Here is a 564-nt window from a genome sequence, read left to right as displayed (position 1 = left end):
GGTGCTGCTCACCATGCTCCCGGAGGATGCGGTAGTAGCTGGACTCTGACGCCACGTAGCGGCCTTCTTCGTCCAGCAGCCGCGGCACGATCTGCCCAGGCGGCAGGCTGGCGAACTCAGGACGATGGCAAATCTCCAGCACCTGCTGACGCTCTTCCGGCGATAGGGCATGACGCGGGACAGGCCGCACCGCTTGAGGCCGGCGATCCTGATCGCCCCGCACCCAGCGGCGATACGTGTTGGTGCCGATGCCGAGTTCAGCGCATGCCGACTGCAGGCGTGCCCCTTGGGCACGCCCCTCATCGATCAGCTGTATGGCGTCCTGGCGATCTGTGGTGCTGATCATTCGTCCTCGTCCCCCCAGATCGCTCGGGCCTTTTTTCGCAATGTCAGTAGTGCGGCGGTTTCCGCCAGCGCGGCCTCCTTGCGGCGGAGCTCGCGCTTGAGTTCCTTGTTCTCCTGGCGCTCCGCCTTGCGTGCCTCACTCTGCTGCTTGGTGGCGGCATCGCTTCGGTCGTTAGCGCCTTCACAGCTCGCACGCCAGCGCTGGACCTGTTCGGGATA

The 564-nt window shown here is 65.2% G+C and carries 1 protein-coding gene and 1 pseudogene; both read right to left on the bottom strand.

The features are described from left to right. The coding region (locus tag CFN46_RS17380; RefSeq protein ID WP_141103692.1) for a helix-turn-helix domain-containing protein at positions 1-346 on the bottom strand (346 nt) is incomplete at its 3' end. Further along, positions 343-564 (bottom strand): annotated as a pseudogene (locus CFN46_RS17375) (IS3 family transposase); the annotation flags it as partial. The gene CFN46_RS17380 and the pseudogene CFN46_RS17375, both read right to left, overlap by 4 nt.

This window comes from Cobetia sp. QF-1 (assembly GCF_002213105.1).
In the GTDB taxonomy this organism is placed as follows: domain Bacteria; phylum Pseudomonadota; class Gammaproteobacteria; order Pseudomonadales; family Halomonadaceae; genus Cobetia; species Cobetia crustatorum.
This window is presented reverse-complemented; position numbering and strand designations above follow the sequence as displayed.